Below are 25,161 nucleotides of genomic sequence, written 5' to 3'. Positions count from 1 at the left end.
GGTGATGAACAAAATGTCCAGGATCATAACCATTGCAAACCAGAAGGGCGGCGTGGGCAAGACGACCACCGCCATCAATCTGGCGACGGCCTTGGCCGCTATTGGCGAAACGGTATTGATCGTCGATCTTGACCCGCAGGGCAATGCCAGCACCGGCCTCGGCATTGATCGCCGCAACCGGCCATTGTCATCCTATGACGTGCTGACGCAGGAATCGTCCGTTCCGGACGCCGCAATGCCGACCGATGTGCCGAACCTCTATATCGTGCCATCGACGCTCGACCTTCTCGGTATCGAAATGGAAATTGCGCAGTCGGCCGACCGCACGCGCCGCCTGCGCGACGCCTTGCGGTTTGATTCCGGCGTGTCCGAACGCTTTTCTTATGTGCTGGTCGATTGTCCGCCATCGCTCAACCTCCTGACGCTGAACGCAATGGCGGCAGCCGATTCCGTTCTGGTGCCGCTGCAATGCGAGTTTTTTGCGTTGGAAGGCTTGAGCCAGCTTTTGCAGACCGTCGATCAGGTGCGCTCGTCGATTAATCCCGAGCTGTCGATCCAGGGGATTGTGCTGACCATGTTCGACAGCCGCAACAATCTTGCCGCGCAAGTGGTGGATGATGTTCGCTCTTTCATGGGCGAAAAGGTCTATCGCACCGTTATTCCACGCAATGTGCGTGTGTCGGAAGCGCCGTCACATGGCAAGCCAGCCATTCTTTACGATTTGAAATGCGCTGGCAGTCAGGCCTATTTGCAACTGGCATCGGAAGTTATCCAGCGCGAGCGGCAATTGCAGGCCGCTTGAGCCGATCGATTCGATGACGAAACAATTCAGGAATAAGCCGAACGATGAATGACGATCCTTCAAAAAAGCGCCTTGGCCGCGGATTAGCGGCGCTGATCGGCGAGATCGACCGCCCTGCTGAAGAGCGGAAGGCACCGGTTCCCATCGAGCGGAATGTTCCGATTGAGTTCGTGACGCGCAATCCGCGCAATCCGCGCCGCATGTTTTCGGAAGGCGAACTGGAAGATCTGGCGCAGTCGATCAAGGAACATGGCGTTGTGCAGCCGATCGTCGTGCGCCCCGCACCGGGCCAGCCCGACCGCTTCGAGCTGATCGCCGGTGAACGCCGCTGGCGCGCGTCGCAGCGCGCCGGTGTCGATACGATCCCGGTGATTGTTCGTGATGTCGATGACCGTGTGGCACTTGAAATCGCGATCATCGAAAACGTCCAGCGCGCCGACCTGAATGCGGTTGAAGAAGCGCTTGGATATCAACAGCTTATCGACAATCACGATTATACGCAGAACGATCTGGCGCAGGTCATCGGCAAAAGCCGCAGCCATGTGGCCAACACGCTGCGCCTGCTGAAACTGCCGCAGCCTGTGCAGGATTTCATTGTCGACGGCGCGCTTTCTGCAGGTCATGCCCGCAGCCTCATCACGATGGAAAACCCGACCGCGCTGGCGGAACGGATCGTCAAGGATGGTCTGTCGGTTCGTCAGGTCGAGGCGCTCGCGCAGGCGGAAGCACGGGGCGGCGCGGAAGCCAAGCCGGGCAAGGCAGGTCCGGTCGAGAAGGATGCCGACACCAAGGCGCTCGAAAAGCTGCTTTCTGATGTTACCGGCATGAAGGTCGAAATCAATCATCGCGATCGGGGCGGTGAGGTCAAGATACGCTATAGTTCTCTTGAGCAACTCGATGAGATTTGCCGTCGTCTCCAGAGCTGATCTTCAAAGAATATATAAATTAAAAGCTCGCTGCTTATATTTGCGGCGAGCTTTTTCGTTTGTATCGAAAAAATACCAGAGGTGACTGATAGATTATTCCCTGCATCTCAAGTGGAAGTACTCTATCTATTTTCTTTTCGCATTACCCGACGCAAAACCGCTACGCTGGAAATGCTGTGCTATCGCCGGGTGTTTCGAAGCGATTCCACCCCGATTGCCAGCAAGCACTGGCGGATGATCGGAATGGCAAGGCCCGCATTCTGGCGGCTTTCGAGAACGGCGCGTTGCAGGCGTTCCATCACGCGCGCAAGGCTTTCGCCGCTCCAGCGGCTGACCGCATTCTCAATCAGCTTCTTGCGGTTGAAGAAGATCGGCGGGCGCGCCGCCGCCACAACCACGGAAGCGCTTTTGCGCTCCGTATCGGCGATATAACGCAAGGTTTGCACCTGCTGGAACTGGCGCATCGCCGTGTTGAGCACGAGAAAGGGCGCGGTTCCGGATTTCACCACGCGGTCAAAGGAAACTTCGAAGCGTGCAAGATCGCCCGCCAGAACCGCGTCGATCACCTCATCGGTGGAAAGCCCGGCGACATCGCCCACCGCTTCGCGCACATCGTCTATATCGATCCGTTCCTTGCCGCGTGCATAAAGGCAGAGCTTTTCAAGCTCGCCGCGCGTGGCAAGACGATCGCCGCCAAGGCTGGCGCGCAGGAGCTGGCGACCGTCAAGCGTGATCTGCATCTTCCATTCGGCCAGAACGTCGTCAATGACGCCGTCAATCCCGCGGCTGTCGTCGGAATAACAAGGCAGGGCCATGCCCGCAGACGCGTTCTCCACAGCGCTGCGCAAACCCGCACCCTTTTTGAGATCGCCCGCCTCGACAAGCACGAAAGTTTCCTGCGGCGGCTCGGTCGCAAGCAGCTTGATCGCTTCGGCCAGCTTCTTCTGGCCAGCGGCGTTCTTGATCCAGATCAGGCGCTGGCCGCCGAACATGGAGATCGTGCGGGCTTCGTCGGCGAGCTTCGCCGGGTCGGCCTCGATCTCGTCGGCTTCCATGCGAATGACGGCAAACGGATCGTCCAGCGGCAGCTTGCTGGCTTCTGCAAAACGGCGTGCGCGTTCGCTCACCAGCCCCTTGTCGGGTCCGTAAAGCAGCACGACCGGGAACGAGCTCGTCGGCCTTGCCAGAAAACTGTCGACTTCATTTGCTTTTTTCTGCGCCATATCCGGTTCTTAGAACATTTCGAGCAGAAACAAAACAGCCGCCGGTCGGGTCGACGGCGGCTGTGAAACATAGCTGTTTGCAAAACCTGCGTTTTGTTTGAGCATGATTTTATCCGATGGAAGCAGGATCAGAAATCAGTCCAGTGGACTGATTTCCCTGCGCAGGCGGTTCCCACTTTTCGGGATCATGCTCTATTCGATCAGAAGCGCATCGTCATCGAGCGTCTGGCCGCGCACCTTGCGGAACATTTCGATGAGGTCTTCAACGCCGAGCGTCTTGCGCTTGTCGCCGGTCACGTCGAGCAGGATCTTGCCGCCGTGCAGCATGATCGTGCGGTCGCCATAATCCAGCGCCTGCCGCATGGAGTGGGTGACCATCAGCGCGGTCAGCTTGTTCTCGGCAATAAGCGTGCGCGTCAGTTCCATGACGAATTCGGCCATGCCGGGATCGAGCGCTGCCGTGTGCTCGTCGAGCAGCAGGACTTCCGAACCGGAAAGCGTCGCCATGATGAGCGAGAGCGCCTGCCGCTGGCCGCCGGAGAGCAGTTCCATGCGGTCATGCATGCGGTTTTCCAGCCCCAAATTGAGGCTTGCCACGCGCTCGCGGAACCAGGCGCGGCGGTTCGAATTGAGCGCGTGGGTGAGGCCGCGCGCCTTGCCGCGTGAGGCGGCCAAGGCGAGGTTTTCCTCGATGGTCAGCGTGCCGCAGCTTCCGGCCAGCGGGTCCTGGAACACGCGGGCGACCAGACCGGCGCGGTCGGCGGTGGATTTGCGAGTCACATCCTTGCCACTGATGACGACATTTCCGGCAGTGGGGATGACATCGCCTGCGAGAACGCCCAGCATTGTCGATTTGCCGGCGCCGTTCGAGCCGATGACCGTGACGAAGGAGCCCTGATCCATGGTCAGGTTGATCTTGTTCAGAACCTGTTTTTCAAGCGGAGTGCCGCGACCGAAGACGACATCGAGATTGGAAAGTTCGATCATGCGGATGCTCCTCCGCGACGCAGGCGCGGCAATATCAGGGCGAAAGTGACGAGAAGGGCGGTCGCAATGTTGAGATCGGATGCCTGCAGGCCGAATGCCGATCCCTTGGAAAGCGCAAACTGGATGGCGATGCGATAGATGATCGAACCAAGCACACAGCCAAGCAGGATGACCAGTATGAAGCGGCTGCGCAGCAGCGTTTCACCGATGATGACCGCCGCAAGGCCAACCACGATGGTGCCCGCGCCGGAGGTCACATCGGCAAAGCCGTTTGTCTGCGCGAAGAGCGCGCCGCCGAGCGCCACCAGTGCGTTGGAGAGCGCCATGCCGAGATAGATCTGCCGGTCGGTGCGAACGCCCTGGGCGCGCGCCATTCTCGGATTGGCGCCGGTTGCGCGCATGGCAAGCCCCATGTCGCTTTCCAGAAAGCGCCAGACCAGGAAGACCGCGATGGCAACCAGCACGAAGAGAAACAGCGGGCGCACATAATATTCGGGAATGCCATGGCCGAAGAACGGCGTCAGCATGGTGTCCTGGCTGATGAGCGAGATGTTGGGCGCACCCATGACGCGCAGATTGACCGAGAACAGCGCGATCATGGTCAGGATGGAGGCGAGAAGATTGAGAATCTTGAAACGCACGTTCAGCGTTGCGGTCACAAGCCCGGCAGCGGCACCGGCAATCATGGCGATGGCCGCGGCGAGCCAGGGATTCATGCCTCCGAGGATCAGCACGCCGGTGACGGCAGCGCCCAGCGGGAACGAACCGTCAACCGTCAGATCGGGGAAATCGAGGACACGGAACGCCAGATAGACGCCGATGGCTACAAATGCGAAGACGAGGCCCAATTCGACCGCACCCCAGAAGGCGATCTGACTCACAATGTCATTCCTTGTTTCTCGCCGCGACCAAAACGAACGATTTCCGCTACAGGGCGGCTTTCATCGTCGGCGTTGCGAAAACCGGGAATTCCCGGACGGTCCGCTCGGCCAGATTCAGTCACGACCGGTTTGTTCTGAGTTCGCTTCCGGTGAGCCTGTCACCTGAAACATTTCCCCGGTTTATGCTTGCAGCGAAACTGCATCCAGCCGGGTGCAGGGCACTGCAAATTTCATTTGCCGCATTGCTAGCGGTTTCTTGCTATATCGCTTTGGCGATACAACGCAAAAAGCGCCAGCGCGCAAGCATTATCGCTACAAATGCGCCAAAAAGCGCCATCAAGCGAGTTCATCACCCATTCCATGAATTCCAGGGCCATGTTGTCAATCGGCGAGGATGGCGGTTTATCGCGCTGCGGTTCGTGCCCATCCCGCAAAGTGGGAAACGATTTTCGGGATGCACGTTCAAAGGAAAACATCTGGAGCGCAGGTCTGATCCATTCGTATCGAAGCATGCCAAGGCTTGATGGCTATTGATTCGTTATAAAAAATAGAATACAGAATAGATTATACTTCAATCTATCGTTATAGAATAAGAAATATATAAAATAATATCTAATTATATAGGAATATTCATGAGCAGTGCTTCTTCATTGTTGGACTCTGTTAATCGCTATGGGTTGGTGAGCCGTATATTTCACTGGTCCATGGCCGTTTTATTTATCTTGCAGTTTGGCATCGCGGTTACCCTTTCTCTGTCGGGAGAGGGCGCCGTAAGCGATGCGCTTTGGCCGCTGCACCAACAAGTCGGGTTCACTTTGTTTTTGTTGGCCTTTCTGCGTGGCGCATGGGGAATCCTGAATCTCGGCCGCCGGCACCACGCGCCTGGACTGTCGGGAAGACTGGCCGCCGCCGGGCATTTGGTTATTTACGCTCTCATGCTCCTGGTGCCCTTGCTGGCGCTGATGCGGGCTGCAGGGGATCAATACGGTTTTTCGTTCCTCGGCGTCGAAATATTCACGCCTGCCGCTGTGGAAAATACGGCGCTGACGGCTCCCGGCAATGCAGCCCACAGCTTGCTGGGCTGGGTTTTGCTGGCGGCGATTGCAGGACATGTCGCGATGGCAATGCTTCACCACTTCATGCTGGGGGATGACACTCTTCGCAGAATGATCGGCCAAGAATCGAAGCGGTGATCAGTCAAAGCATTTCCAGCAAAAGTGCGAAGCGGTTTTGCGTTGGACAATGCGTAAAGACAGAGCATTTCCAGCAAAAGTGCGAAGCGGTTTTGCGTTGGACAATGCGGAAAACAGGGCATTTCCAGCAAAAGTGTGAAGCGGTTTTGCGTCGGACAATGCGGTAAAAACAAAAGGTTGGAGCGCGTCCTATCCGATCGAAGCAGGAGCAGAAATCAGTCCGGCGGACTGATTTCCCTGCGTGATGCGCTCGGCCGGTCAATCAGCGGCTGATGAGGAAATCACTTCCATTTGCGCCCTTCCACCCCAGTTTGGGCGCGTCGCAATTTTCATTGAATGCCCGGCCATGGTTTGCATTCACACAGTCCGCCTGGATAGAGCGAACATCGTTTTGCGCAGCACTCACGCATCCTGCTCCTGTTACCATCATGGCAACAAGCAACGCAGCATTGATGAAATTCATTTTTCTATAGAACCCATGTTTAACGGTGAATGATATGTGAAAATTTCAGTGATTTTTCACTGAAAAATACTTCTCGTTCATTGTTGTTGACGATTTATACAAAATATGTGAGTGTTTACTCACATTGTCTACTCGCATTAGGAAAAATCGCGACATGGCCAAGCTGCGCGCCACAAATCCCAGAAAATCGGCCTCGCAGGAGAGGTCAAGAATGACCGTCGAAGCGATACTGGATGCCACTGCTCGCGTTTTGGTGCGTGAAGGTTATGCCCGGACCAGCACAAACCGCGTCGCCGCGGTAGCCGGCGTGAGCATCGGGTCGCTATATCAGTATTTTCCAAACAAGGAGTCGCTGGTGGCGGCGCTTGTCGCGCGGCACAATCGCGAAATTCTGGCCTTGCTTGAAAATTCCATGCGGGAGTGCGCGTCGGACGACCTGAACAGCGCCATGCGGGAACTCATTCGCGCCATGATCGCCGCGCATCGGGTTGATCCCGAGCTCCACCGCATCCTGAAGGAAGAAGTCCCCAGAATCGGAAAACTGGCCGAGGTGGAAGCGATCCGCAAGGATACGCTACATCTGGTTCGGCATTATCTCGAAGAATGCAGGGACGACGTTCAGCTCAAGGACCTTGATACGGCTGCGTTTATTTGCGTAACCACCGTGGAGACGCTGACCCATGCCATAGTTCTCAACGATTGCGGGCATTCCCTGTCCGATGAGGACGAGATTGTGGAACATATCACCCGGATGGTCGCGGGATATCTGGGCACGGCACCGCTGCCCATCCGCCCGATCTTGAAAGAAGCGGCCTGATCCCGATTTTCACGCATGGCCTCGCACAGGATGGGTGGGCCCGGCATGGAGCGCGATCTTTTGCTGGAAATGCTCTGTTTTCTCCGCATTTCCGAACGCAAAACCGTTTCACACTTTTGAAATTTGTTCCGACATTTGCATCGACCGGCGACGCAAATGTCGGAGACGGATCGCTGGATCAGTCGATCTTGCTGGTGGCGCGGTCTATGACGGCCTGCGGGAACTCGACGCCCATCTTCTTTGCGGCACCAAGATTGATGACGAGATCGGTACCCTTGGCGATGTCGACCGAAATGTCGCCCGGCTTTTCGCCCTTCAGAATCTTGACCACGACGGCGCCGGTCTGCTTGCCGACATCATAATAGTTGAAGCCAAGCGCAGCCACTGCGCCGCGCTTCACGGAATCCGTATCGGCGGTGAAGAGCGGCAGCTTGCTTTCCTCGGCAACGCCGACGGCGCTTTCCAGAGCCGAGACGATGGTGTTGTCGGTCGGGACATACATCGCATCCGCGCGGCCAACGAGCGCACGGGCAGCGCCCTGGACTTCAGCCGACTTGGTGGCGGCCGATTCAACGATTTCGATGCCTTCGGCGGAAGCAGCTTCCTTCAGCGCCGCCAGAAGCGACACGGAATTGGTTTCGCCGGAATTGTAAAGATAGCCGAGCTTCTTGATGTTCGGCATCACTTCCTTGATGAGCTTGATATGCTCCGCCACAGGCGACATGTCAGAAAGGCCGGTGACATTGCCGCCCGGCTTTGCCATGTCCTTGACGAGCTGCGCGCCGACCGGATCGGAAACGGCGGTGAAGACCACCGGAATATCGCGGGTGGCCGAAACGACGGCCTGTGCCGACGGCGTGGAGATCGGGACGATCACGTCCGGCGCTTCGCCGACGAACTGGCGGGCGATCTGCGCTGCGGTTGCCGGGTTGCCCTGTGCGGACTGGTAGACGAATTTCAGGTTTTCGCCTTCCTTGAAGCCTGCTTCCGCCAGCGCGTCCTTCACGCCGTCGCGGGCGGCGTCGAGGGCCGGATGTTCAACGATGGCGGTTACGGCGACGGTGACGTCTTTTGCCTGTGCCGAAGTGGCAATGGCCGTTGCGGCCAGCAAGGCCAGAAGCATAGAACGCATGAAAATCTCCCCTGTTTTGGTGCGTTGCTTATCGGCAAACACCTTTTCTCCAATAACCTCAGATTGAAGGTTTATCCGCCAGATTTGAGGCTTAATCGGCTCCGGATAGACTGTCAACGTATCCGAAGAAGGTGCGGTTGCCTCCTGCGTGAAAGCTGCAGGTTGCGAATACTGAACACTGTGTCCGTGTTTGGCGCCCTTCCAATCGTGCCCTGCGCCGCCATATTGGACGGGAACCAAATTTTTGCCCGCAATCAGGGAACATCATCATGAAGAAAATCGGCTTTCTTTCCTTCGGCCACTGGTCGCCGTCGCCGCAATCGGGAACCCGTTCGGCAAGCGATACATTGCTGCAGTCGATCGATCTGGCCGTCGCCGCCGAGGAACTGGGGGCCGATGGCGCCTATTTCCGCGTGCACCATTTTGCGCGCCAGCTCGCTTCGCCCTTTCCGCTGCTTGCAGCCATTGGCGCCAAAACCAGCAAGATCGAGATCGGCACCGCCGTCATCGACATGCGGTATGAAAATCCGCTCTATATGGTCGAGGATGCAGGCGCTGCCGACCTGATCTCCAAGGGCCGCTTGCAGCTTGGCATCAGCCGCGGCTCGCCGGAACAGGTGATCGACGGCTGGCGTTATTTCGGCTATGCGCCGGAAGAGGGCAAGACCGATGCCGATATGGGCCGCCAGCATGGCGAGGTGTTTTTCGAGGCGCTGAAGGGACAGGGCTTTGCCCAGCCCAATCCGCGTCCGATGTTTCCGAACCCTCCCGGTCTGCTGCGCCTTGAGCCGCACTCGGAAGGCCTTCGCGACCGGATCTGGTGGGGCGCTGCATCGGACGCTACGGCTGTGTGGGCGGCAAAGCTTGGCATGAACCTGCAAAGCTCGACCTTGAAGAAGGACGAGTCTGGCGAGCCGCTGCATATCCAGCAGGCCAAGCAGATTCGCGCCTATCGTGAAGCCTGGAAGGAAGCCGGACATACGCGCACGCCGCGTGTCTCGGTGAGCCGCAGCATCTTCGCGCTGGTCGACGATCGCGATCGGGCCTATTTCGGCAATGGCGGCAAGGAACAGGATTCCATCGGCTATATCGAGGAAGACCTGCGGGCCGTTTTCGGGCGGTCCTATGCTGCCGAGCCTGACCGGCTGATCGAGGAGCTGGCCAAGGACGAGGCGATTGCCGAAGCCGATACGCTGCTTCTCACCGTGCCGAACCAGCTTGGCGTCGAGTACAACGCGCATGTGATCGAGTCGATCCTCAAGCATGTCGCGCCGGGTCTCGGCTGGCGGTGACGAGTTGGAAACAGGCGGCGAATCCCGCCTGTTTTCACGATATGCCGTGAACGGCCATCAGCTTTTTCATGCGGCGGATGGCGAGCTCCGGCTGGTCCAGCACATTGGCTTGATCGGCAAGACGGAAAATGTCGGCGTAGTGCAAAATGCCACGCGCCGACTGCATTCCGGCAGGCATCGTGAAATGGGTCTGGTGGCCGTTCAGCCAGGCGAGAAACACCACGCCCGCCTTGTAATATTGCGTCGGTGCTTCAAAGATTTTTCGCGATAGCGGCACGGTCGGCTCGATGATCGCGCGGAAGCGGGCATTGTCGCCCGCTGCCAGCGCTGCAAGCGCGCTGGAAGCCTGCGGCGCGACCGCGTCGAAAATGCCGAGCAGCGCATGGCTGTGCCTGTTTCCGTCGCCTTCGATCAGCGGCGCATAGTTGAAATCATCGCCTGTGAAGCACAGCACGCCTTCCGGCAGGCGGTTGCGTAACGCGATTTCATAGCGCTCTTCCAGCAGTGAAATTTTTATGCCTTCAACCTTGTCGCGATTGGCTTCGATGATACCAATGACGGTGTTCAGTGCTTCATCGAAATTTTCCGCCCCCCAATAGGCTTTGAGCTGTGGGTCGAACATATCGCCCAGCCAGTGCAGCACGACCTTTTCGCGGGCTTGCGCGAGAATCCGGCCATAGACCCTGGCATAATCGTCGGGCGACCTGGCAATGCGGGCCAGCGCGCGGCTTGCCATCAGGATGAAACGACCACCGTGTTTTTCGATGAAACCGGCCTGTGTTTCATAGGCCTTGATGATGTCATCAAGGCTTTTTGCGTCCGCCGGATCGAGGTGGTCGGTACCAGCGCCGCTGGCGAGATCGGCGCCTGCCACCGTCCTGCCTTCCGCCAGTGAGCGGCGGATCAGTTCCTGTGCGCCTGCCCAGTTCAGCCCCATGCCGCGCTGTGAGGTATCCATTGCTTCGGCGATCCTGAAACCGAGGCCCCACAGGTGATGGCGGAAAGCCATGGTCGCGTCCCAGTCGATGGCCGGATCGTTCCACGGGCGGGTATCTTTCAGCGGATCGGAAACCACATGCGCTGCCGCATAGGCGATGCGGTTGAACTGCGGCGGGTTTTTGGGGCGCGGCGTTTGTGTCCCGGTCAGCCTGTAGGCATTCAGGCTTCCATTGCCGTCCGGCAGGATCAGTTGATGATCGCCCATGATTGTTCCTCCGCCTCTCATGCCGTTTTTAGTTTAGAACGTTCCAAATGGCAATTCGGTCAAAAATTGTGGCGAAAGTGTGATTTGAGCGTGTTTTGGCACCAAACACGATTTTTCGGGAGAAAGATGCGCCGAAAACCGGCTTGAATTGTGGCGAACTCAAGGCGCAGAACGGTTTTTCTCTCGGCTCTTGACAGTGTTGGAACGTTCCAATTAAATCGGCAATCGAAATCGGAGCAGATCATGAGTAAGGGCAGCGTCACCGTTATCGATATTGCGCGCGAGGCTGGCGTGTCGAAATCGACCGTCTCGCTGGTGCTGCGCGACAGTCCGCTGGTTCATGCCGAAACCCGCGCCAAGGTTCAGGCGGCAATCGAGAAACTGGGTTATGTCTATAACCGTTCGGCGGCCAATCTCCGTCAGGCGAAATCGAAAATCATCGGCCTTGTGGTCAATGATCTGACCAACAGTTTCTTTGCCGAACTGGCGGTGGGCGTGGACCGTGTCATGCAGTCGGCTGGCTATGTGCAGTTTCTGGCCAATACGGCGGAAAGCGTTGACCGTCAGCGCGAGGTGATCGCCTCGATGCGCGAACACGGCATTGTCGGGCTGATTATTTCGCCAGCGCGTGGAACAGACGCTGGTGATCTGAAACCATTGGCGAAAAGCGGCCTGCCGGTTGTGCAGATGGTCCGCGATGTGCCAGGTTCCGGCGTTTCCTCCATCGTTTCGGATAATCGCGGCGGTGTTGCGAAGGCGGTCGAGCATCTGGTGTCGCTGGGGCATAGGTCCATCGCCTTCATGGGCGGTTATGCGGATATAGCGGTGTTTGCCGAGCGCGTTTCGGGTTACCGCGCAGGGCTGGAGCAGGCCGGGATCGGCTTCGATGAGGCGCTGGTCTTCACCTCCGCCCCGTCGCGCGCGGGCGGCGTCGAGGCGGTCGAACAGATGCTGCGGCACGGCCTGAAACCGACGGCGGCAGTGTGTTTCAACGATGCGGTGGCGTTTGGTGTCTGCGATGGCTTGCGGGCCGCATATCTGGAGCCGGGCCGGGATTTTGGCGTGGTCGGCTTTGACGATGTGATTGAAGCCAAGACCGCTGTTCCGGCACTGACGACCGTGGCTGTCGACCCGCAAGGTTTGGGAGAACGTGCGGCGCAGCTTTTGCTGAAGCAGATCAATTCGGAACGGGTGGAGGCGGAGGCGCAGCGCTTGTCGGTGCGTCTTGCAGTGCGTGCAAGTTGCGGCGCGCCGTTCAGAAAACCGGAGGAGAAATTCGAATGGCAAAGTGGGGCCTTATAGGCGCAAGCACCATTGCGAAAGAATGGGTGATCGGAGCCATTCGCGCGACCGGCGGCGAAGTGATTTCGGTTTACAGCACCAATGCTGAACGCGGCGAAACCTATGCGAGCGAGAACGGAATTGCCGGTTCGGTTACAAGCCTCGAAGCGCTTTTGTCCGACCCGGAAATCGACGCCGTTTATATCTCCACCACCAATGAACTGCATCGAGATCAGGCGATTGCCTCGGCACAAGCGGGCAAGCATATCCTGTGCGAAAAGCCGCTGGCGCTGACGATCGGCGACGCGCACCAGATGCTGAAAGCCGTGCGCGAGGCGGGCGTTGTGGCAGGCACCAACCATCATTTGCGCAATGCCGCGAGCCACCGCGCCATGCGTGATGCCATTGCTGCGGGCAAGATCGGCAAGGTGCTGGGTGCCCGCGTCTTTCATGCGGTTTACCTGCCGCCGCACCTGCAAGGCTGGCGCATCGAGCGCCCCGATGCGGGCGGCGGTGTGATCCTCGACATCACCGTGCATGATGCGGATACGCTGCGTTTTGTGCTGGGTGAAAACCCGGTCGAAGCGGTCGCTTTCAGCCAGCAGGGCGGCTTGAGTGGCGAAGGGCTGGAAGACGGCGTGATGGGCGTTCTGCGTTTTCCATCCGGCGCGATTGCCCAGTTTCACGATGCCTTCACCACCAAATATGCCGAAACCGGCTTCGAGGTGCATGGCAGCGAAGGCTCGCTGATTGCGCGCAATGTGATGACGCAAAAGCCGGTCGGGACCGTGCTGCTGCGTGACAAGAACGGCGAGCACGAATTGCCGCTCGACCACAAAAATCTCTACGAAACCGCCTTGCAGGTTTTCCACAATGCCATTGAGGGCAGGGGCCAGCCTTCGGCCACTTTGGAGGACGGCATCTGGTCGCTTGCGACCGGGCTTGCCGTCGCTGAAGCTGCCAAGACCGGCAAGGCAACCGCCGTTCATTCAGGACTTTGAGACTTATGAGCAAGCATATTTCATTTGCAGAAGCCGCTTCACTTATCCCCGACAATGCCGTTGTTTCGGTTTCTTCATCGAGCGGCCTTGGCTGCCCGGATATGATGCTGAAAGCCATTGGCGAGCGGTTCGATGCAACCGGCCACCCCCAAAATATCACCACGCTGCATCCGATCGCGGCGGGTGATATGAGCGGCATCAAGGGGGTGGATTACATTGCCAAAAAGGGGCTTCTCAAGAAGATCATTGGCGGTTCCTATCCGTCCGGGCCATCCGGTGCCGAGCCGCCGCTGATCTGGAATATGATCACCAATAACGAGATCCCGGCCTATAATATCCCGTCCGGCATCCTGTTCGATATGCACCGCGAAGCTGCCGCCAAGCGCCCCGGCGTGCTGACCAAAGTGGGGCTCGATACATTCGTTGATCCCAAGCGTCAGGGCACGGCGATGAATGATAAGGCGCGGGAGGAACCTGTCGTCAAGCATGTCAGCTTTGAGGGCGAAGACTGGCTCTTTTTTCCCAATATCGTGCCGCATGTCACCATCATCCGGGCAACGACTGCGGATGAACGCGGCAATCTCACCTATGAGCACGAAGGTGCCTATCTCGGCGGTCTGGATCAGGCGCTGGCTGCACGCAACAATGGCGGCGTCGTCATTGCGCAGGTCAAGCGCGTCGCCAAGGAAGGCACGCTGAAGCCGCATGATGTGCGCGTGCCTGGTGTTCTGGTTGATTATATCGTGGTTGATCCCGACCAGAAGCAGACGACGCAGACGCTCTATGATCCGGCTATTTCCGGCGAGATTTTCCGTCCGCTTGATACGTTCCGTTTGGCAGAATTCAATATCCAGAAGGCGATTGCGCGGCGTGTCGCGCAGGAATTGCAGGCGGGAAGTGCGGTCAATCTTGGCTTTGGCATTTCCGCCAATGTGCCGCGCATTCTGCTGGAAGAGGGCCTGCATGGCGCGGTGACATGGGTGATCGAGCAGGGCGCTGTCGGCGGCGTGCCGTTGCTGGATTTTGCCTTTGGCTGTGCGTCCAATGCCGACGCCTATATGCCATCGCCCTATCAGTTCACCTATTTTCAGGGGGCGGGCTTCGACGCCTCGCTTCTGTCCTTTCTTGAGATCGGACGCGACGGTTCGGTCAATGTGTCGAAGCTGTCATTCCGTCCGCATGTGACGGCGGGTGCTGGCGGCTTTGTCGATATTACCGCGCGCGCCAGAAAGATTGTTTTCTCGGGCATGTTCAATGCCGGTGCGAAACTGTCGGTCGCTGACGGCAAGCTGGTGATCGAAAAGGAAGGTAAGCTGAAAAAGCTTGTCACGCAAGTCGAGCATGTCACCTTCTCCGGCCCGCGTGGCGTCGAGCAGGGGCAGGACATTACTTATGTCACCGAGCGCGCCGTGATGAAGCTGACCGCGGACGGCATCGTGCTGACCGAGATTGCGCCCGGTATCGACTTGCAGGCGCATATTCTGGATCAAGCCGAGTTTCCGCTGATTGTCTCTGACCGGCTCAAGACCATGGATGAGGCGCTGTTCCGCGAAGAACCAATCGGGCTTTCGCTGCCGCAAAAACCTGCCCGAAAGCTGGAGGCGCAACATGGCTGACAGAATAGAAATTGCCATCCAAAACCACATCGCCGTCATGACCATCAAGCGGCCCGAAAAGCTCAATGCGTTCGATATCGAGCTTTTGCAGGAATTGTCTGCCGCCTGTGACCGGGTGGAGGCGGATAGCCGCGTGCGGGTTGCGATCCTGACCGGTGAGGGCAAGGCTTTTTCCGCTGGCGGGGACATCAAGGCCTGGGGCGGCATGGAGCCGCAAGAATTCGGCCATGCCTGGGTGCGCTACGGGCATCGTGTGTTTGAGCGTCTGGCGACTTTGCGTGTGCCGCTGATCGCGGCGATGAATGGTCATGCGCTGGGCGGCGGGCTGGAACTGGCAGGAGCTGCCGATATCCGCATTGTCGAGCGGCAGACGAAGATCGGCCTGCCAGAAACCTCGCTCGGCATGGTGCCCGGCTGGTCTGGCACGCAGCGCCTTGTGCGCCGTTTCGGGGCGCAGATCGTGCGCCGCATGGTGCTGGGCGGCGAAATGTTTACGGCAGACGAAGCCCTTTCGCATGGGCTGGTCGATCATGTGGTCGATACGGGCGAAGCCTTGCAGGCGGCGCAGGCCTATGCGGCGCGGGTGGCAAAACGCGGACCGGCCGCGCTCGAAATTTCCAAGCTGATGCTGTCTGTCGCCAATGGCGAGGACAACGGAACCGCCGTCGAGGCGCTGGGGTCCATCCTCGTCGCCAAGACCGGCGATTTGAAAGAAGGCGTGCGCTCGTTTACCGAAAAGCGCGAAGCGAATTTTGAAGGAAAATGGTGATGAGCGTTGTCGTCAAACCACAGCCTTTGACCGGGCTGGAAGTCCGCGAATTCTCCATGCTGATCGATGGCAAATGGGTGGGCAGCGAAAGCGGAAAGACCATCGAGCGCGTGGCGCCCGGCCATGGCGTCACCGTGAGCCGTTATCCGGCGGGTAATAAGGCCGATGTGGAACGCGCCGTTGCAGCTGCGCGCAAGGCTTTCGATGATGGGCGCTGGTCGTCGAAAACTGCTTCGCAGCGTTCGCTGGTTCTGCTGAAAGCCGCCGATCTGATCGAGGCGCGGGCGGAAGAACTTGCCTATCTCGATGCGATTGAAGCCGGCAAACCAATTAGCCAAGTGCGGGGCGAAATCGGTGGCGCTGTCGATATCTGGCGCTATGCGGCAGCACTTGCGCGCGACCTGCATGGCGAAAGCTACAACACGCTGGGCGATGGCACTTTGGGCGTCGTGCTGCGCGAGGCAATCGGCGTGGTGTCGATCATCACGCCGTGGAATTTCCCGTTCCTGATCGTCGGGCAAAAGCTGCCTTTCGCGCTGGCCGCTGGCTGTACGGCAGTCGCAAAACCTTCGGAACTGACCTCCGGCTCGACATTGCTACTTGGTGAAATTCTGGCCGAGGCAGGTGTGCCGGACGGTGTCGTCAATATCGTCACCGGAACGGGGGCCGATGTCGGCCAGCATATGAGCACGCATCCGGATGTGGACATGGTGTCGTTCACCGGGTCCACAGGCGTCGGCAAGCTCACCATGGCCAATGCGGCACAGACGCTTAAGAAAGTATCGTTGGAGCTTGGCGGCAAGAACCCGCAAATCCTGTTTCCAGATGCGGATATGGATGCCTTTATCGACGCGGCAGTGTTCGGCGCGTGGTTCAACGCGGGCGAATGCTGCAATGCCGGGTCGCGCCTGATCGTGCACCGGTCGATTGTCGATGAGATTGTCGGGCGCGTCGCCGATCTGTCGAAAAAGGTGATCGTTGGCGATCCGCTTGATGTCAGCACGCAGGTGGGCGCGATCATCACGCCGCAGCATCTGACAAAGGTTGGCGCCTATGTCGATCAGGCCAAAAAGGCAGGCGCTGCGATTGCCCATGGCGGCGATGTGCTGGACCTCGGCCTTGGCCAATATATGGGGCCGACGATCCTTGCCGGTGTAAAGGCCGACATGGCCGTGGCGCGCGAGGAAGTGTTCGGCCCGGTTCTGTCGGTGCTGTCCTTCGATACGGTGGATGAGGCGATCTCGATTGCCAATGCGGTCGATTACGGGCTTTCGGCGGGCGTGTGGAGCCGCGATTTCGATACCTGCATGACCATCGGGCGCAAGGTGCGGGCGGGCACGGTCTGGATGAACACATTCATGGACGGCACGCCGGAACTGCCTTTCGGCGGCTATCGCCAGTCCGGTCTGGGGCGCGAACTGGGGCGTCATGCGGTGGAGGATTACACCGAGACCAAGACGCTCAACATGCATATCGGCGCGCGCACGGGCTGGTGGATGCCGCAAGGACAATAGGGAGCGACGGCTTTGGGAGGACAGCCGGATATCGTCATTATCGGATCGGGTATCGGCGGCGCGACAATGGCCGCCGGTCTTGCCGCATCCGGTGCCGACATTCTTATTCTGGAGGCGGGAGAGCGCCTGGCCGACAGGCCGGAAAACCGCGACCCGCGCGCTATTTTCCAACAGGGCTTCTTTCGCCCGCAAGAGTTCTGGCATGAGCCGGACGGCACGCCGTTCAATCCCGGCAATTATTACAATGTCGGCGGCAATTCCAAATTCTATGGCGCGGTGCTGATCCGCTATCGGCGCGAGGATTTTGAGGAGCTGGCGCATCTGGAAGGCGTGTCGCCCGCATGGCCCTTTGCCTATGAGGAGCTGGAGCCGTGGTATTGCAAGGCGGAAGAGCTGTTTCAGGTGCGCGGCGAACTGGGCGACGATCCGACCGAGCCGCATCATTCAAGGCCATATCCTTATGCGGCTATCCATGACGAGCGTGCGATTGCCGATGTGCGGGCGCGGCTGAAAAAGGCGGGGCTGCATCCGGCTTCCTTGCCATTGGGTGTTGATATCGAGCGCTGGCTGGCAAAGGCCAGAACGCCGTGGGATGCGCATCCCAATTGCGATGACGGCAAGATGGATGCGGAAAGCTGTCCGCTTGCGCAAGCGCTTCAATATCCGAATGTCCGGCTGGAAACTTCCGCGCGCGCGACGCGGCTGGAAGCGGGGCCGGATGGAAAGACTATTGTGGCGGTGCATTATGTGAAGAACGGCGAGGCGCTGGTCCTGCGCCCGAAGCTCGTCATCCTGTCTGCCGGTGCCGTGCAGTCGGCGGCGCTTCTGTTGCGGTCGGGACTGGCGAACCGTTCCGATCAGGTCGGCCGCAATTTCATGAATCATAATTCCAGTGCGGTGATCGCTTTCGATCCGCGCTATCGCAATCACAGCGTCTACCAGAAGACATTCGGTTTCAACGATTACTATCTGTCGGATGGGGCAGGCGGGCCGCCGCTCGGCAATGTGCAATTGCTGGGTCGCGTGTCGGGGGCGATCCTGAAATCCAATATGCGCCAAGTGCCCGAATGGCTTTTGAACCGCCTCGCCGGGCATACAATCGATTTCTACGCCATGAGCGAAGACCTGCCATCGCCGGAAAGCCGCGTGAGCGTGGATGGCGATCGCATCGTCCTGCATTGGGTGCGCAGCAACTGGAAGGCGCATCTGATGCTGGTTGAAAAGCTCAAATCCGCGCTGCGTGCGGCGGGCTTTCCGGTGGTGCTGTCGCGGGCTTTCGACCGGCGCACGCCGTCGCATCAATGCGGCACGGTGCGCATCGGCAACGACCCGGCGACGGCACCGCTTGACCCCTGGTGCCGCGCTTATGACCACCCCAATCTCCATGTGGTCGATGCGTCATTCCTGCCGACATCGGCGGCGGTCAATCCGGCGCTGACCATTGCCGCGCAAGCCTTGCGCGTGGCGGACCATTTGAACCGGGAGGTGCTGGCATGAACCGTCAAAGACCTGTGGCGCTGGTAACCGGCGGGCGGCGCGGGATCGGGCTTGGCATTGCCCGCGCGCTTGCCGCCAAGGGCTTCGATCTGGCGATCACCGACCGCGAATGCGACGACGCCGTCGCGCATGAATTGCGCGGTCTTGGCGGAAAGGTGGCTTTTTTTGAAAGCGATCTCGCCGCCGTTGGAATGCATGAGAAAACCGTTTCCGCGGTGATGAAGGAATTCGGCGGCATCGATTGCCTCGTCAACAATGCAGGCATGGGTTCGGTCGAGCGCGGCGATTTTCTGGGGCTGAAGCCTGAGAACTTCGACACGATCATGGATGTGAACCTGCGCGGCACGGTGTTTTTCACGCAGGCCGTGGTTAAGGCCATGCTGGCCGCAGCCGAAGTGCGCTTTCCACGCAGCATTATAACCATCAGTTCTGTTTCGTCGGTGATGACCTCGCCCGAGCGGCTTGATTACTGCATCAGCAAGGCAGGCCTCACCGCCTTCGTGCAGGGGCTGGCGCTGCGTCTTGCCGAAGCGCGGGTTGGCGTGTTCGAGGTGCGCCCCGGCATCATCCGCACCGATATGACAGCTAAAGTCGCCGAGCGTTATGACGGGCTGATCGAAGCTGGTCTGGTGCCGATGAAGCGCTGGGGCGAGGCGGGCGATGTCGGCGCGATCGTGGCCGGGCTTGCCGGTGGCGATTTCATCTTTGCGACAGGCTCGGCGATCCATGCCGATGGCGGCCTGTCGATTGCAAAACTGTAAGGGTAGCGCGATGGATTACGATTATATCATCGTCGGCGGCGGACCCGCCGGTTGCGTTCTCGCCAATCGCCTGAGCGAAGATGCGTCGATAAAAGTGCTGCTGCTGGAGGCGGGCGGAAGCGACTGGAATCCGCTGTTCCATATGCCTGCGGGCTTCGCCAAGATGACCAAGGGCGTTGCCAGCTGGGGGTTTGAAACCGTTCCGCAAAAGCACCTGAAAAACCGTGTGCTGCGCTATACGCAGGCGAAAGTCATCGGCGGCGGCTCCTCGATCAATGCGCAGATTTATACGCGCGGCAATGCCGCCGATTATGATCTCTGGGCCGATGAAGAAGGCTGCACCGGCTGGGACTATCGCCATGTGCTGCCCTATTTCAAGCGCGCCGAGGACAATCAGCGCTTCAACGATGATTATCATTCCTATGGCGGACCGCTGGGCGTTTCCATGCCTTCCGCGCCATTGCCGATCTGCGATGCCTATATCCGCGCCGGGCAGGAACTGGGCATTCCCTATAATCCCGATTTCAACGGGCGCGAGCAGGCGGGCGTCGGCTTTTACCAGCTCACCCAGCGCAACCGCCGCCGCTCCTCGGCCTCGCTTGCCTATCTCGCGCCGATCAAGGGGCGCCAGAATCTGACAATCCGCATCAATGCGCAGGTAGCCAATATCGTGCTGGAGAAGACGCGCGCAACCGGCGTTGCGCTGATGAGCGGCGAGATCTTGCGCGCAAACCGCGAGGTGATTGTCTCGTCCGGCGCTATCGGCTCACCGAAGCTCCTGCTGCAATCGGGTATCGGCCCCGCCGATCATCTGAAAAAGGTCGGCGTTGGTGTGAAACACGATCTGCCGGGGGTGGGCGAAAACATGCAGGATCATCTCGACCTGTTTGTCATTGCCGAATGCACCGGCGACCACACCTATGACGGCGTGGCAAAGCTGCACCGCACGCTTGCCGCCGGATTGCAATATATGCTGTTGCGTTCCGGCCCGGTGGCATCCAGCCTGTTTGAGACCGGCGGCTTCTGGTATGCGGACCCGGATGCCCGCTCGCCGGATATCCAGTTCCATCTGGGGCTGGGTTCAGGCATTGAAGCCGGTGTCGAGAAACTCAAGAATGCCGGCGTGACGCTTAATTCCGCCTATCTGCATCCGCGTTCGCGCGGGACGATACGGCTTGCCTCCAGCGATCCGACAGTCGCCCCCCTGATCGATCCCAATTACTGGAGCGACCCGCATGATCGCAAAATGTCGCTCGAAGGATTGAAGATCGCCCGCGAAATCATGAGCCAGGACGCCTTGAAGCCCTATGTCATGGCCGAGCGCCTGCCGGGGCCGAAGGTCGCCAGCGATGACGAGCTGTTCGATTATGCCTGCGCCAATGCCAAGACCGACCATCATCCGGTCGGCACCTGCAAGATGGGAACCGATGCCATGGCCGTAGTCGATCTCGATCTTAAGGTGCGCGGGCTGGAGGGCCTGCGGGTCTGCGACAGCTCGGTCATGCCGCGCGTTCCATCCTGCAACACCAATGCGCCGACCATCATGATCGGCGAAAAGGGAGCGGACATTATTCGCGGCCTCGACCCGCTGCCGCCCACGGTGTTTTCATGGGAGAAAAACGAACAGAAGCAACGGGCGCGGATTTAGTCTCCGTCAACGGCTGGCTCAAAACGCAGATACCCCACCACACCCGACCCCTTTCGGTTCGGAGTGTCGGACGGGTGATTGACGCCGTCGCTGACCGGAACAGCTTTGAAATCAAACGGTGAGACGCCTTCCAGACAGGCCGCATTCACGCCGTACTGGTTCGGATTGGAGCGGCGCTGGTGGAAGGTGTAAATCCCGCATTTCGAGCAGAAATAGTGTTTCGCTATGCCGGTATTGAAGGTGTAGAGCGTCAGCGCGTCTTCGCCCTCAAGGATTTCCAGCCCGCCAAGATCAGCCGAAACCGCCACGGCCCCGCGCATCCGGCAATAGGAGCAGGTGCAGCGCCGGGCCGTATGCAGGCCGTTCGATAATTTGACGCGAAAACGCACGGTGCCGCAGTGACACGCACCGTTGGCTTCCTTGATATCGGGGTTCATTTTCTCTCCTCGCTTTTGCACGAAGGCTATTTTGTTTTTTGCCGGTTTGCCACTGCCGTCGTGACGGGAGGCCTGCACGGCATCGAAGGGCGGCTGCAACAGTTCGTCTGAATGGCTGTCAGCGCGGTAAAGCCGCAACAATCGGGGCAGGTTTTCCATCGGCGTCGAGCGGCACGATGCGCAAGCGCGTCAGGCGGTTCTTTTCCTTCTTGAGCACGGAAAAGCGTTTCCCATGGAAAGTGAAAGCCTGCTTCACTTCCGGGATCGTCTGAGTCTCATGAATGACCAGACCGGCAATCGTCGTCGCTTCTTCATCCGGCAAGGACCAATCAAGCGCACGGTTGATATCGCGAATCGGCAGCGATCCGTCGACAATCACCGAGCCGTCCGGCTGCAGGCGAACGCCCTGCATGTCGATATCGTGCTCGTCGGCAATATCGCCGACGATCTCTTCCAGAATGTCCTCCAGCGTCACCAGTCCCTGCACATCACCATATTCATCGACGACGATGGCGATATGCGCCTTGCGGCGGAGGAAGGCGTCGAGCTGGTCCTGCAATGTCGTCGTGTCGGGCACGAACCACGGCTTGCGCGCGACCTTCATGATGTCGATGCGGGTGAAATCATTGTCGACATCGTAGAGCGCGCGCAGCAGATCCTTGGTGTGGATGATGCCGACAATATTGTCGATATCGTCGCGCCAGAGCGGCATGCGCGTGTGGGGGCTCGCCAGAATATCGCGCACGATCTCTTCCGCCGCGGCATCGGCATTGACAGTGCCCATCGAGGTCCGGTGCACCATCACGTCGCTGACTTCCAGTTCCTTGAGGTCAAGGAGGCCGCCCAGCTGGTCGCGGTCTTCCTTGATGAGCGACTTGTCGCGATGCAGCACCTCCACCGCGCCGCGCAGTTCCTCCTGCGGGCTAAGCATGGAACGGCCTGCCGCCAGATTGACGCCGCACAGCTTGAGGATCGCGCGCACGATCCAGTTCACGGCACTGGAAATCGGACCGAGGATCAGGACGACAAGCGATACACCGCGCGCAACCGCCAGCGAAAAACGGTCGGGACCGGAAATTGCCCAGGATTTCGGCAGCACTTCAGCGAAGATGACCAGAATGATCGTCATCGCCAGCGTGGCATAGGCGACGCCCGCATCGCCGAACAGGTTCAAAAAGATGCTGGTGGCAATCGAGGAAGCCAGAATATTGGCGAGGTTGTTGCCGATCAGAAGCGCGCCGATCAGCCGGTCGCGGCGGCTGATAAGGCGCTGGACCAGCCCCGCCCGCTCGTCGCCATTATGTTCGAGCGTAAGCATGCGGGCCCGTGACGCGGCGGTCAACGCCGTTTCGGAGCCTGAGAAAAACGCCGAGAGAATGACGCAGAGCAGGATGATGCCGCACATGACCCAAAGCCCGAAAGCCATTCGCCTTGTCCTCTTATAGCAGGGCGCCAGGATGCTGACGCATCACGCCCTGAAGTTGCTCAATCGCCGCACGGGCCTACCCAAGTCTCAATCAGTTAACTTGGTGTTATTTCGTTTCCAGACGGTCTTTCAAGAATTCCAGCACGGCGGCTGGCGGCACGTCCTTTGCAATGAAGGACTGGCCAATGCCGCGCGTCAGGATGAAGGTCAGGGCGCCGCGTGCTACTTTCTTGTCCTGCGCAATATAATCCATCAGTTTTTCTGCCGGCGGCAATCCGCCCGGCACATCCGACAGCCGATAGGGCAGGCCGACGGCCTTCAGATGCGCTTCGACGCGCTCCGCATCCTCGATGCCGCAGAGGTTCATCTTGACCGAGAAGCGATGCGCCAGCGCCATGCCGATGGCGACGCCCTCGCCATGCACGAGGCGGCTGGAATCGTAGCCGGTCGCCGTTTCCAGCGCATGGCCGAACGTATGGCCGAGATTGAGAAGCGCGCGGTCACCGGTTTCGCGCTCGTCACGCGCAACGACAGCCGCCTTGCAGCGGCAGGATTCGGCGATGGCTTCCGTCCGCGCCGCGCCGCCTGAAAAAACTTCCTGCCAGTTCTTTTCCAGCCATTCGAAGAAGTCCGGGCGGTCGATCAGGCCATATTTCGCAACTTCGGCATAACCGGCCCGAAACTCACGCGGGCTCAGCGTATCGAGCACATCCGTATCGGCCAGCACGAGCTGCGGCTGATAGAAGACGCCGACGAGGTTCTTGCCGTGGGCGGTGTTGATGCCGGTCTTGCCGCCAACGGAGGAATCCACCTGCGACAGCAGCGAGGTCGGCATCTGTACGAAATTCATGCCGCGCCGCACGATCCCGGCAACGAAGCCCGAAAGATCGCCGACCACGCCGCCGCCAAACGCCACCACCGCATCGCCGCGCTCCAGCCGCGCCGCCAGGACGGCATTGGTGACGGTTTCCAGCGTTGCAAAGGATTTTGATTTCTCGCCCGGCGCGACAATCACCGGCGTCACATCGATACCGGCCCTGACGAAGCTTTCGGTCAGGCGCTCAAGATGCGCCTTGGCGACATTCTCGTCCGTCACCACCGCCACGCGCACGCCTTTCAGACGCTGTGCCACTTCCTCGCCCGCACGGTCAACCAGTCCCTTACCGATGAGGATATCATAGGAGCGGTCGCCGAGCGACACGGGAACGGTGGTGACACCGGCGATGGAAGGCGCGTTCATGCGTAGTCTCCAATACATGCGAGGACATTACCGGTTCTGTCGGTCTGACAGCCCTTATGCCTCTAATCTTTCGAGATGATCGGCCAGAACATCGATCAGTTCGGCGGCGATCACTTCCTTCTTGTCGTCACGCGACATCAGTTCCATATCGGCCAGCGCATAGACGGGATAACGCTCGTTCATCAGCCGCTGCATGACGCCGCGCGGATCGCTGTTTTTCAAAAGCGGGCGGTTCTGACGCCGCGAGACGCGCTCCATCAGAATATCGATCTCGGCATTGAGCCAGATGGAAACGCCTGCCCGCGCGATTGCAGCGCGTGTTTCGGCATTCATATAGGCCCCGCCGCCGGTTGCCAGCACCATCGGCCCGTCTTCCAGAAGGCGCATGATGACGCGGCGTTCCAGATCGCGGAATTCGACCTCGCCATAGGCTTCAAACAGTTCGGGAATGGTCATGCGGGAAACCGCTTCGATCTCCGTATCGGCATCGCGAAACGGCAGGCCGAGCAGGCTCGCCACCTTGCGCCCGACGGTGGATTTGCCCGCGCCCATCAGCCCCACAAGCACCACGACTTTCGAACCGAGCAGATCGCGGATCTGCGCCGCTTTCTCATGTAGATTGTTTTGTTTTGCCGTACTGCTCATTGACCTCGTCCATTTGTTCCGGTTCCACATGAAAAACGGGGCGACGTCAATTGCTTTGATTGGTTTTCGCGATGCGGAGGACCGGAAGCAGGGCTTTTTTGCCCGCTCTTTCGTCACCGTCCTCGCTTTCATCCGCCCTCCTTGCTTTCGTCTCAATGCCACAGCATAAAAGATGCATGCCCACGCTGACGCGCCTCGTTACCTTTCTCGCCCTTGCCGCCGCCATCATCTATGGCGCGATGTATGCGCTTGCCAATTTCGTGGAGCCCGACACGCGCGAGATCACCGTCGAAATTCCGTCCTCGAAACTGAAGCCGGTCACGATTGCGCGCCCCACGGCCGAGCCTGCCCCGGCGGAAACCGCCGGCACGGACACCCAATCGCCACAGACACCGCAGGAGTGACG

At 59.2% G+C, this 25,161-nt stretch carries 25 protein-coding genes; 15 read left to right on the top strand and 10 right to left on the bottom strand.

Going from position 1 to position 25,161, the window contains the following annotated elements:
* Positions 1-4 precede the first annotated feature (4 nt).
* Together AC0TOF_RS09640 and AC0TOF_RS09635 are read left to right on the top strand one after the other, a co-directional pair.
* Positions 5-802 carry a ParA family protein gene (locus tag AC0TOF_RS09640; RefSeq protein ID WP_473768065.1) on the top strand — a complete coding sequence of 266 codons (798 nt, stop codon included), beginning with the start codon at positions 5-7 and terminating at the stop codon, positions 800-802.
* Between the two features lie 44 nt (positions 803-846).
* A complete protein-coding gene (locus tag AC0TOF_RS09635; protein WP_473768064.1) occupies positions 847-1,728 on the top strand; it encodes a ParB/RepB/Spo0J family partition protein in 882 nt (293 codons plus the stop codon).
* A gap of 179 nt (positions 1,729-1,907) precedes the next feature.
* Here the strand turns inward: AC0TOF_RS09635 and holA are convergent, their stop codons facing one another.
* The 3 genes from holA to AC0TOF_RS09620 all read right to left on the bottom strand — a co-directional run bounded on the left by holA (position 1,908) and on the right by AC0TOF_RS09620 (position 4,819).
* Entirely contained in the window at positions 1,908-2,951 is a 1,044-nt protein-coding gene (gene holA / locus AC0TOF_RS09630) for a DNA polymerase III subunit delta (protein ID WP_473768063.1), read from the bottom strand.
* Positions 2,952-3,143: 192 nt separating this feature from the next.
* Positions 3,144-3,938 carry an ABC transporter ATP-binding protein gene (locus AC0TOF_RS09625; RefSeq protein WP_122002801.1) on the bottom strand — a complete coding sequence of 265 codons (795 nt, stop codon included), beginning with the start codon at positions 3,936-3,938 and terminating at the stop codon, positions 3,144-3,146.
* Complete coding sequence (locus AC0TOF_RS09620; RefSeq protein WP_121986877.1) at positions 3,935-4,819, bottom strand: ABC transporter permease; 885 nt, start codon at positions 4,817-4,819, stop codon at positions 3,935-3,937. Before AC0TOF_RS09620 ends, AC0TOF_RS09625 begins: the two co-directional genes overlap by 4 nt.
* 11 nt (positions 4,820-4,830) lie before the next feature.
* Between AC0TOF_RS09620 and AC0TOF_RS09615 the strand changes: the two genes are divergently transcribed.
* Both AC0TOF_RS09615 and AC0TOF_RS09610 read left to right on the top strand, forming a co-directional pair.
* Positions 4,831-5,343 carry a hypothetical protein gene (locus AC0TOF_RS09615; RefSeq protein WP_473768062.1) on the top strand — a complete coding sequence of 171 codons (513 nt, stop codon included), beginning with the start codon at positions 4,831-4,833 and terminating at the stop codon, positions 5,341-5,343.
* 108 nt (positions 5,344-5,451) lie between these two features.
* Positions 5,452-6,012 carry a cytochrome b gene (locus AC0TOF_RS09610; protein WP_473768061.1) on the top strand — a complete coding sequence of 187 codons (561 nt, stop codon included), beginning with the start codon at positions 5,452-5,454 and terminating at the stop codon, positions 6,010-6,012.
* 262 nt (positions 6,013-6,274) lie between these two features.
* On the opposite strand, the gene AC0TOF_RS09605 is transcribed toward AC0TOF_RS09610, so the two are convergent.
* On the bottom strand, positions 6,275-6,475 hold the full coding sequence (locus tag AC0TOF_RS09605; RefSeq protein ID WP_473768060.1) for a hypothetical protein: 201 nt from the start codon (positions 6,473-6,475) through the stop codon (positions 6,275-6,277).
* Between the two features lie 154 nt (positions 6,476-6,629).
* Between AC0TOF_RS09605 and AC0TOF_RS09600 the strand changes: the two genes are divergently transcribed.
* Entirely contained in the window at positions 6,630-7,292 is a 663-nt protein-coding gene (locus AC0TOF_RS09600; protein ID WP_473768059.1) for a TetR/AcrR family transcriptional regulator, read from the top strand.
* 178 nt (positions 7,293-7,470) lie between these two features.
* On the opposite strand, the gene AC0TOF_RS09595 is transcribed toward AC0TOF_RS09600, so the two are convergent.
* Positions 7,471-8,424, bottom strand: a complete 954-nt coding sequence (locus AC0TOF_RS09595; protein WP_121999865.1) for an ABC transporter substrate-binding protein — start codon at positions 8,422-8,424, stop codon at positions 7,471-7,473.
* Between the two features lie 269 nt (positions 8,425-8,693).
* Here AC0TOF_RS09595 and AC0TOF_RS09590 point away from each other — a divergent pair, with 269 nt between their 5' ends.
* The gene (locus tag AC0TOF_RS09590; RefSeq protein ID WP_121981188.1) at positions 8,694-9,716 is read left to right on the top strand and encodes an LLM class flavin-dependent oxidoreductase; all 1,023 of its coding nucleotides are present in this window, start codon (positions 8,694-8,696) and stop codon (positions 9,714-9,716) included.
* A gap of 34 nt (positions 9,717-9,750) precedes the next feature.
* Here AC0TOF_RS09590 and AC0TOF_RS09585 read toward each other — a convergent pair whose 3' ends face one another.
* Positions 9,751-10,920 carry a dihydrodipicolinate synthase family protein gene (locus tag AC0TOF_RS09585; protein WP_473768058.1) on the bottom strand — a complete coding sequence of 390 codons (1,170 nt, stop codon included), beginning with the start codon at positions 10,918-10,920 and terminating at the stop codon, positions 9,751-9,753.
* A gap of 243 nt (positions 10,921-11,163) precedes the next feature.
* Between AC0TOF_RS09585 and AC0TOF_RS09580 the strand changes: the two genes are divergently transcribed.
* Genes AC0TOF_RS09580 through AC0TOF_RS09545 form a run of 8 tightly spaced genes read left to right on the top strand, consistent with a single transcriptional unit; the run spans position 11,164 to position 21,007 of the window.
* On the top strand, positions 11,164-12,222 hold the full coding sequence (locus AC0TOF_RS09580) for a LacI family DNA-binding transcriptional regulator (RefSeq protein ID WP_473768057.1): 1,059 nt from the start codon (positions 11,164-11,166) through the stop codon (positions 12,220-12,222).
* Positions 12,201-13,202: a Gfo/Idh/MocA family protein gene (locus AC0TOF_RS09575; RefSeq protein WP_473768056.1), complete on the top strand. Its 1,002-nt coding sequence runs from the start codon at positions 12,201-12,203 to the stop codon at positions 13,200-13,202. The genes AC0TOF_RS09580 and AC0TOF_RS09575 overlap by 22 nt, the downstream gene beginning before the upstream one ends.
* 5 nt (positions 13,203-13,207) lie before the next feature.
* On the top strand, positions 13,208-14,818 hold the full coding sequence (locus AC0TOF_RS09570) for an acyl CoA:acetate/3-ketoacid CoA transferase (protein ID WP_473768055.1): 1,611 nt from the start codon (positions 13,208-13,210) through the stop codon (positions 14,816-14,818).
* Positions 14,811-15,587: an enoyl-CoA hydratase/isomerase family protein gene (locus AC0TOF_RS09565; protein WP_473768054.1), complete on the top strand. Its 777-nt coding sequence runs from the start codon at positions 14,811-14,813 to the stop codon at positions 15,585-15,587. Before AC0TOF_RS09570 ends, AC0TOF_RS09565 begins: the two co-directional genes overlap by 8 nt.
* Entirely contained in the window at positions 15,581-17,101 is a 1,521-nt protein-coding gene (locus AC0TOF_RS09560; RefSeq protein ID WP_473768053.1) for an aldehyde dehydrogenase family protein, read from the top strand. Before AC0TOF_RS09565 ends, AC0TOF_RS09560 begins: the two co-directional genes overlap by 7 nt.
* Before the next feature lie 12 nt (positions 17,102-17,113).
* A complete protein-coding gene (locus AC0TOF_RS09555; protein WP_473768052.1) occupies positions 17,114-18,598 on the top strand; it encodes a GMC oxidoreductase in 1,485 nt (494 codons plus the stop codon).
* Positions 18,595-19,359 carry a 3-ketoacyl-ACP reductase gene (locus AC0TOF_RS09550; RefSeq protein WP_473768051.1) on the top strand — a complete coding sequence of 255 codons (765 nt, stop codon included), beginning with the start codon at positions 18,595-18,597 and terminating at the stop codon, positions 19,357-19,359. Before AC0TOF_RS09555 ends, AC0TOF_RS09550 begins: the two co-directional genes overlap by 4 nt.
* 10 nt (positions 19,360-19,369) lie before the next feature.
* Positions 19,370-21,007 (top strand): GMC family oxidoreductase, encoded by a 1,638-nt coding sequence (locus tag AC0TOF_RS09545; protein ID WP_473768050.1) that lies wholly within the window; start codon positions 19,370-19,372, stop codon positions 21,005-21,007.
* On the opposite strand, the gene AC0TOF_RS09540 is transcribed toward AC0TOF_RS09545, so the two are convergent.
* The 4 genes from AC0TOF_RS09540 to AC0TOF_RS09525 form a co-directional block, all read right to left on the bottom strand.
* Positions 21,004-21,444 carry a GFA family protein gene (locus AC0TOF_RS09540; protein ID WP_121999997.1) on the bottom strand — a complete coding sequence of 147 codons (441 nt, stop codon included), beginning with the start codon at positions 21,442-21,444 and terminating at the stop codon, positions 21,004-21,006. The two genes, AC0TOF_RS09545 and AC0TOF_RS09540, sit on opposite strands and share 4 nt — an antisense overlap.
* A gap of 118 nt (positions 21,445-21,562) precedes the next feature.
* The gene (locus AC0TOF_RS09535) at positions 21,563-22,870 is read right to left on the bottom strand and encodes an HlyC/CorC family transporter (RefSeq protein WP_473768049.1); all 1,308 of its coding nucleotides are present in this window, start codon (positions 22,868-22,870) and stop codon (positions 21,563-21,565) included.
* A 106-nt stretch (positions 22,871-22,976) separates the two neighbouring features.
* Positions 22,977-24,110, bottom strand: a complete 1,134-nt coding sequence (aroB, locus tag AC0TOF_RS09530) for a 3-dehydroquinate synthase (protein WP_473768048.1) — start codon at positions 24,108-24,110, stop codon at positions 22,977-22,979.
* 54 nt (positions 24,111-24,164) lie between these two features.
* Positions 24,165-24,755 carry a shikimate kinase gene (locus AC0TOF_RS09525; protein ID WP_121999877.1) on the bottom strand — a complete coding sequence of 197 codons (591 nt, stop codon included), beginning with the start codon at positions 24,753-24,755 and terminating at the stop codon, positions 24,165-24,167.
* A gap of 176 nt (positions 24,756-24,931) precedes the next feature.
* On the opposite strand from AC0TOF_RS09525, the gene AC0TOF_RS09520 reads away from it, so the two are divergent.
* Complete coding sequence (locus tag AC0TOF_RS09520; protein WP_121999878.1) at positions 24,932-25,159, top strand: hypothetical protein; 228 nt, start codon at positions 24,932-24,934, stop codon at positions 25,157-25,159.
* Positions 25,160-25,161 lie beyond the last annotated feature (2 nt).

It is taken from the genome of Ochrobactrum sp. PL_is501 (assembly GCF_055816895.1).
This window is presented reverse-complemented; position numbering and strand designations above follow the sequence as displayed.